The organism is Micromonospora inaquosa, from assembly GCF_003857055.1.
Taxonomy (GTDB): domain Bacteria; phylum Actinomycetota; class Actinomycetes; order Mycobacteriales; family Micromonosporaceae; genus Micromonospora; species Micromonospora inaquosa.
Window position 1 is genome coordinate 1 of sequence record NZ_QGSZ01000073.1, and the last position, 7134, is coordinate 7134.

Sequence of the window (7134 nt, forward strand, 5' to 3'; positions counted from 1 at the left end):
GTTGGTCACCGTGGGGTTGCGGGCGCCCAGGAAGAAGATGCCGGGGAAGCCGCGGGTCTCGAACTTGGCGCTGGGGTTGCGGCGCAGGGTCGAGTTCTCGATCTTCATCGTGCCGGTGCGGTTGTTGCTCACGAAGAAGACCGCGCCGCCGCCCTCGTTGGCCTTGTTGTTCTCGATGATCGTGCCGGCGATCCGTACGGTGAACTCGTTGCCGTCGCAGTAGATCGCGCCGCCGCTGCCCCCGCCGGGCGTGCCGGACTTGGCCGGGTTGGCCCCGCTGCCGATCGCCTCGTTGTTCTTGAGCAGGCTGTTCAGCACCACCCACGACACACCGATGCTGCTCAGCGCACCCCCGTTGGAGCAGGACCCGCCGTCGAAGGTGCTGCCCACCACGTACACCGGCTTGTTCTCGTACTGGCTCAGCACCCGGATCGCCGCGCCACCCAGGTCCGGGCCCGTGCGGTCACAGCGGTTGCGGACGAAGCGCGAGTTGACCACCTTCAGCCGCCCGCCGCGTACGAAGATCGCCCCTCCGCCGCCACCCTCGGCCTTCTCGCCGGTGGAGTTGCCGTCGGCGAAGGTCAGGTTCTGCACGGTGAGCTGCGGGTGATCCTGGTTCTGGCAGTGCGAGGTGGTGAAGCCCTGGGCCTGGACGCAGGTGTTCATGTAGAGGATGCGGCGCTTCCCCTGGCCGCTCAACGTGACAGTGCCGCCGCCGTCCAGCACGATCTTCGGCCCGTTGGCGTTGCGGACCTTCGCGGTGGCGGCCATCTTGATGGTCACCGGGGCCGGTCCACAGTTGAACGTGATGACACCGCCGGCCGCGACGGCCTTCACCACCGCCGCCGAGGTGCAGCTCGCCGGGGTGCCGGTGCCGATGGTCCGGGTCGGCTTCGAGGTGTCCACCGCCCGCGCCTCGGCCGGCACGGTGGCCTTGCCGTTCGGGTTGCCGGCCGCGAGCACCTTGTTGGCGGGCTTCGGGCTCGTGCTGGCCCCCGGGCCCCCGAGGCCGTCCCGAGCCCCCGGCGTTTCGCCCTGACCGGCGCTCGGCGTCGGCGAAGCGGTCGAGCCGGCCTCGAAGGCGGGGGCCGGGTCGTTGGGCGCGCAGCCGGGCAGGGTCGCGGTGGCGACACCGAGGGCGAGGAGAACGGCAAGCGACGTCATGCGCACCCCGTGATGCTAGGAGCCGCGACGGCGTCCCGACGAATCCGCCGAGCCGGTTTAATGCACTGCTAAGGCACGCCCGCCGCCCCGCGCTCAGAAGTCGGCGAAGAGGTACGGCACCCGGCGGGGGAAGAGACCGCGCAGCTCCGTGGCAGCGTCCACCGGCACCTCGCCCAGGCCGCGCAGCGGCAGTTCGGCCGGGTCCAGCACCCCGTACGCGAGGGCGGAGAGCCCGGCGGCGGTGAGCGTGGCGGTCGGCACGCGGCCGGTGGTGTCGTCGACCAGTTCCAGCGCGCCGGTCGTGCCGTCGAGCAGATGGGTGCCGGCCAGCCAGCGGTCCCCGGTCAGCTCGACCCGTACCCGGCCCGGGCCGGCGGGCAGCCCGCGCAACGCGTCCAGCGACAGCAGCCGGGCCATGGGCGCGGACGCACCCGGCACGGCCGTGCGGGCCTCGACGTGCACGTCCAGGTCGGTCAGCCACAGCTCGGGCAGCTCGTCGGGCGGCACCTGGACGGTGACCCGTTCGATCTGGTCGACGTGCCGGGCGAAGAACTGCAACAGCAGCGTCCGCGCGAGCGGGTCGGTGAAGAGCAGTTCGTTGCCGTGCAGCGTGCCACCGTGTTCGTCGATCCGGTACGTCACCGCGCCGGTGACCTCCCCGGCCACCCGTGCGGTGAGCAGCCAGAACTCGTCACGGTCGCGCATTCCGACCGCCCGGTAGTCCGGGAAGATCGAGAAGCCGTGCCGTTCCCGCAGGTTGCGCTCGGTGAACGCCCGCCACGTCGGATAGCCGGCGGCGATGCGTTCCCAGCCCACCTCGCCGGGCAGCTCCACCCGGAGCAGCGAGCCCAGGTGGGCCGGGGTGAAGGTGACCCGGCGCGGTTTGGGCAGCCCGACGTAGCCGAACCGGGCGTAGAAGCTGGGCCGGAACGGATAGAGCGCGCTGAGCGGATGGCCCTCGTCGCGCATCTCGTCGAGGAGTTGGTGCAGCAGCGTCCGGACGTGCCCCTGCCGGCGGGCCAGCGGATGGGTCGCCACTCCGGCGACCCCGGCCATCGGCAGCACCACCCCGCGCAGGTTCTGTCGCATCGGAATGGCGGAGACGGCGGCCAACGTGGTGCCGTCCTCCTCGGCGATCAGCGTCCGGTTGCCCTGGTTGTAGGGCAGGTAGTCGCGGAACTCCGTCGTCCGCGCCGCGCTGAGTGGCGAGGACTCGAAGGCGTACGCGGCGAGCGGGAAGCTGGTGCTGAGACGGTCGTCGTCGGTCACCCGGCGGATGGTCATCCGCCCATCTCAACCCGCCGCGCGGGTCACGGCAACCGGATTGGCCCGATCTGCTGGGCCACACGTCCAGCCACCCCGGTCGCCGCGACGCCGGAAGGGTCAGCCGACCGGCAGGTGCCGCAGGTGCCGGCGACGGCGCAGGCGGACGCTGGCCACCGCGGCCACGCCCAGGGCCAGCAGGGCGGTCACGACGAACCCGTGCAGCAGCCCACGGGAGAGGTAGCCCTGGTCGGTGTTGTCGACCGTCCAGGTGGCGATCTCGCGGCTCGACCAGAACGGCGTCAACTTCGCCCCGGAACCGGCCGGGTTGATCAGCATCTGCACCGTCACCACGGTGAGCAGCAGCAACGTGCCCTCCAACTCGCGGGGCAGCAGCGCACCGATCAACATCCCGAACGGGGCCGCCACCGCGACGGAACAGAGCATCGCCGCCGCCAGGCCGCCGTACCGCAGGTCCGCGCCGTCGATCATCGGCAGGAGGAAGAACGGCACGGAGATGACCAGCCCCACCGTCCACAGGCCGAGCATCCGACCGAGATAGAGGTGGTGCGGGCGGTAGCCGGACAGCCGCAGCCTCGGCTCCAACTCGCGCGCCGCGGTCGTGGCGAACAGCGCGGCGGTGCTCACCGCCCAGCCCACGCCGAGCAGCAGCGAGCGAACCGACTGCCCGAGGTAGGCGTCGCGCCGGATCAGGTAGAAGGTCAACGGCATCAACAACAACAGCAGGAGTACGCCCCGACGCCGCAGCAGCTCCCGCACTGTCATCTCGGCGACGGTGACGATCCGGTTCACTGGCGACCTCCCTGGATGCCGGGCGCGTGCCACCCGGTCTCACGTGCCGGGGTCAGGTCGAGCACGATGTCCACCCGGTCGAGTTGGTTGAGCAGGTGGGTCACCACGACGACGGCGGTGCCGGCGTCGCGCAACCTGCTGAGCTGGTCCCAGAAGTTGACGTACGTGCCCTGGTCGAAGCCCTGGTACGGCTCGTCGAGCAGCAGCACGTCGGGGGCGCTGAGCGTGGACATGGTCAGGTTGAGCTTCTGTCGGGTGCCACCGGAGAGGTGGCGGGCCTGCACGTCCCCGCCTGCTTCCCAACCGAGCTGACGGGCCGCCGCCCGACCGGCGCGGCGGGCCGGGCCCCGGGCCACGCCCTGGCCGGCGCCCACCAGCACGAAGTGCTCGTCGGCGAGCAGGAAGTCGGCGGTGCCGCCGGACTGCGGGCAGTAGCCGAGCCGCCCGGAGACGGTCACCTCACCGGCGTCCGGTGACATCAGCCCGGCGCAGATCCGCAGGAAGGTGCTCTTGCCGCAGCCGTTCGCACCGATGACGGCGGCGATCTGTCCGGCCCGGACGGTCAGCGTGGCGTCGTGCAGCACGGTGCGCCGTCCGTACCTCTTGGTGATGCCCGCCGCGTGCAGCCGGACCGGCCCGGGGCGTGGTCCCGGCGCGGTGCCGATGCTCTCCACGACCGCGCCCGCGTACTGCTGGGGTGGACCGAAGACGACCCAGGGGTCGCCGCCTCCCTCGCGCAGGTGCGTGGCGGCCTCGGCGACCACGTGCCGCGCGGCGTCCGCCGCGACCCGGCGCTGGTGCAACTCGGCCGTGAGCGTACGCAGCCAATCGTCGGCGTTCACCGGGTGACCCCCTTCGTGACGATGTCGTTCACCGGCCGGACGAAGGTGAGCCAGGCGCTGCCGCCGGTGCGCAGCGCCGCGTACCCGTCGTCGGTGAGCCGGTAGTACTTGCGGGCCGGCCCGGCGCTGCCCTCCCGCCACTGCGCGGTCACCAGGCCGGTCTTCTGAAGGCGCAACAGCACGGGATAGAGCGTGCCGCCCTGGATCGGCCCGACGCCCGCCGCGTCGAGCGCCTGGGCGAGCTGGTAGCCGTAGGACTCGCCTTCGGACAGCAGGGCCAGGACGCAGATGTCGAGCACCCCCCGCAGCCACTGCCCGCGCCGGTCGGAATCCACAGGTCGGACAGTAGCGACGCAAGCTAGATGGCACAACCACCTACTGCGGGCGGCAGCACCCGAACCGGCCGGCTCGGGTGCTGCCGCGAGTGAAGCCGTACGGGTCAGCGGGCGACGACGTCGGAGACCACGACGGTGACGTTGTCCGGTGCGCCGGCGTGGTGGGCCAGCTTCACCAACTGCTCACCGCACTGCTGACGGTCGGCGTACATGCCCAGGGCCGCCGCGATGGCCTCGTCCTCGACGTAGTCGGAGAGCCCGTCGCTGCACAGCAGCAGCCGGTCGCCGGGGACCACGGTGAGCACACCGACCGCGGGTGGGGTGTCGGCGCCCTGCACGGCCCGGGTCACCAGGGACCGCTGCGGGTGGTGACGGGCCTGCTCGGGAGAGAGGGTGCCCTGATCGACAAGCGCCTGCACGAACGTGTCGTCCCGGGTGAGCTGGGTCAGCTCCCCGTCGCGCAACAGGTAGCAGCGGGAGTCGCCCACCTGGGCCAGCACCAGCGTCTCCCCGGCCAGCAGCGCCGCGGTGAGCGTCGTCCCCATGCCGTCCCGGCTCGGGTCGACGGTGATCGCGGCGTGGATGCGCTGGTTGGCGGTGCTGACCACGGCACGCAGCGCGTCGGCGGCGCCGTCGGGGTCGGTGGGCGGAGCCAGCTCGTCCAGGATCCGGATCACGATCTCGCTCGCCACCTCGCCCGCAGGCAGCCCACCCATGCCGTCGGCGACGGCGATCAGGCGGTCACCGGCGAGGGCGGAGTCCTCGTTGTTGGTGCGCACCAAGCCGATGTCGTTGAGGATGACCGAGCGGAGGATCAGCGTCATGGGGTCAAGCTTGCCAAGAACAACCGGCATTCGTCTCTACGCCTCCTACCTAGGTCGAGAAATGATTGCGATTTTCGTCGACGAGCCCGACGGTCCGTGACCGATCGGCCGGGTCTCAGCGGCGTGGATAGCGCAGTAGCAGGCTGGCGGCAACCTCCTCGTCACCCACCGTCGCGTAACTGTGTGGGACGTCCGACACCCAGCGGAGGTGACCGCCGGCCGGGGCTGTCAACGGTGCGTCGGCCGGACCGGCGCACAGCACCCCGGCGAAGACGGTGACGTGCTCGGTGACCCCCGGCGCGTGGGCGGGGGAGAGCTGGGTGACACCGGGCGCGACCCGCATCCGGTACAGCTCGTAGGTTGCGTCGGTGTCGGTGAACACCTCCAGCAGGGTGGCGGTGACAGCGGTGCCGTGCACCGTCGGCCCGGCGGCCGGTTCCGTCAGCACTGCCGTCAGCGGCACGCCGAGCTGCGCGGTGACCGCCCAGAGCGTCTCCAGGGTCGGGTTGCGGGTGCCGTGCTCCAGGCCGGAGAGAGTGGCCTTGCCGACACCGGCGAGCCGGGCGAGTGTGGACAGTGAGATCCCTCGCTCCTCGCGTAGGGCACGGACCCGGCGTCCGACGACGGCGGGGTCCACGTCGAGGCCCGGGTGCGGTGCTGGTGGTGGGTGTGGCACCCCGCTATCGTGCTACACATCATCGTTCCGTAAACGGAACAGTCGGGAGGGTGGAGTGGCGGGACGCGTGCAACCGGTGCTGGCCGGGGTGGTCACCGCGCTGGTGGGCTTCGCCAGCTCGTTCACCGTCGTGCTCGCCGGGCTCCGAGCGGTCGGCGCGTCGGACGCGCAGGCCGCCTCCGGCCTGCTCGCTCTCTGCGTGGCGAGCGGGCTCGTCGCCGCCTGGCTGGGCTTGCGGTACCGGATACCGATGAGCGCCGCCTGGTCCACCCCCGGCGCGGCGCTGCTGGTGGCGACCGGACCGCCACCGGGCGGATGGCCGGTAGCGGTGGGGGCCTTCCTCGTCTCCGGTCTGCTGATCGTCGCGGCCGGGCTGTTCCCGCCACTGGGCCGGGCGGTGGCCGCCATCCCCAAGCCGGTGGCCGGCGCGATGCTCGCCGGGGTGCTGCTGCCGCTGTGCACAGCCCCGGTCCGCGCGCTGGTCGAGCTACCGGTGGTGGCCGGGCCGGTGGTGGTCGGCTGGCTGTTGCTGCACCGGTTCGCCCGCCGCTGGGCGGTGCCCGGTGCGCTGGTGGTGGCGGTGGTGGCGCTCGCACTGACCGCACCGCCGGCCGGCCTGACCGGTGCCGCGCTGATCCCGTCGGTCACGCTGACCGCGCCGGCCTGGAACGCGTCCGCCCTGGTCGGGTTGGCCCTGCCGCTGTTCCTGGTCACCATGGCCGCGCAGAACGTACCCGGCATGGCGGTGCTGGTCGGCTACGGCTACCGGCCGCCGTTCGGCGCCGCGCTGCGGACCACCGGCCTGGCCAGCCTGCTCGCCGCCCCGGCTGGCGGGCACGCGGTGAACCTCGCGGCGATCACCGCCGCGCTGGCCGCCGGCCCCGACGCGCACCCCGACCCGGAGCGCCGCTGGATCGCCTCGGTCACCGCCGGCGCCGGGCTGGCCGTGCTCGGCCTGGGCGCCGGCGTGGCCACCACACTGGTCGCGGTCGCCCCACCGATCCTCATCGAGGCGGTCGCCGGGCTGGCGCTACTGGGAGCACTCGCCACCGCGCTCGCCTCGGCGGTGACCGACCCGACGACCCGCGAGGCCGCCGTGGTCACCTTCGTGGTGACCGCGTCCGGGGTGACGCTGATCGGCGTGGGCGGCGCGTTCTGGGGCCTGGTCGCGGGCTGCCTGATGCTGCTGCTCTTTCACCGCCGCCCATCCGCCCCGC

Annotated in this window: 8 protein-coding genes; 1 reads left to right on the forward strand and 7 read right to left on the reverse strand. The window is 72.4% G+C overall.

Annotated features, from left to right (window positions below):
- The 7 genes from DLJ59_RS01115 to DLJ59_RS01145 all read right to left on the reverse strand — a co-directional run.
- Positions 1 to 1164 (reverse strand): hypothetical protein (locus DLJ59_RS01115; protein WP_124770666.1); only part of this gene is annotated, 1164 nt, incomplete at its 3' end.
- Positions 1165 to 1257: 93 nt separating this feature from the next.
- Positions 1258 to 2448 carry a GNAT family N-acetyltransferase gene (locus DLJ59_RS01120; RefSeq protein ID WP_124770660.1) on the reverse strand — a complete coding sequence of 397 codons (1191 nt, stop codon included), beginning with the start codon at positions 2446 to 2448 and terminating at the stop codon, positions 1258 to 1260.
- A 99-nt stretch (positions 2449 to 2547) separates the two neighbouring features.
- Complete coding sequence (locus DLJ59_RS01125) at positions 2548 to 3240, reverse strand: ABC transporter permease (RefSeq protein WP_124770661.1); 693 nt, start codon at positions 3238 to 3240, stop codon at positions 2548 to 2550.
- Positions 3237 to 4082, reverse strand: coding sequence for an ABC transporter ATP-binding protein (locus DLJ59_RS01130; protein ID WP_124770662.1), 846 nt, complete (start codon positions 4080 to 4082; stop codon positions 3237 to 3239). Before DLJ59_RS01130 ends, DLJ59_RS01125 begins: the two co-directional genes overlap by 4 nt.
- A complete protein-coding gene (locus DLJ59_RS01135) occupies positions 4079 to 4417 on the reverse strand; it encodes a PadR family transcriptional regulator (protein ID WP_124770663.1) in 339 nt (112 codons plus the stop codon). The genes DLJ59_RS01130 and DLJ59_RS01135 overlap by 4 nt, the downstream gene beginning before the upstream one ends.
- Positions 4418 to 4521: 104 nt before the next feature.
- Positions 4522 to 5241: a PP2C family protein-serine/threonine phosphatase gene (locus DLJ59_RS01140; protein ID WP_124770664.1), complete on the reverse strand. Its 720-nt coding sequence runs from the start codon at positions 5239 to 5241 to the stop codon at positions 4522 to 4524.
- A 115-nt stretch (positions 5242 to 5356) separates the two neighbouring features.
- Positions 5357 to 5917: an XRE family transcriptional regulator gene (locus DLJ59_RS01145; protein WP_244235776.1), complete on the reverse strand. Its 561-nt coding sequence runs from the start codon at positions 5915 to 5917 to the stop codon at positions 5357 to 5359.
- Between the two features lie 55 nt (positions 5918 to 5972).
- Between DLJ59_RS01145 and DLJ59_RS01150 the strand changes: the two genes are divergently transcribed.
- Positions 5973 to 7134: benzoate/H(+) symporter BenE family transporter (locus DLJ59_RS01150; RefSeq protein WP_124770665.1), on the forward strand; the 1162-nt coding region annotated here is incomplete at its 3' end.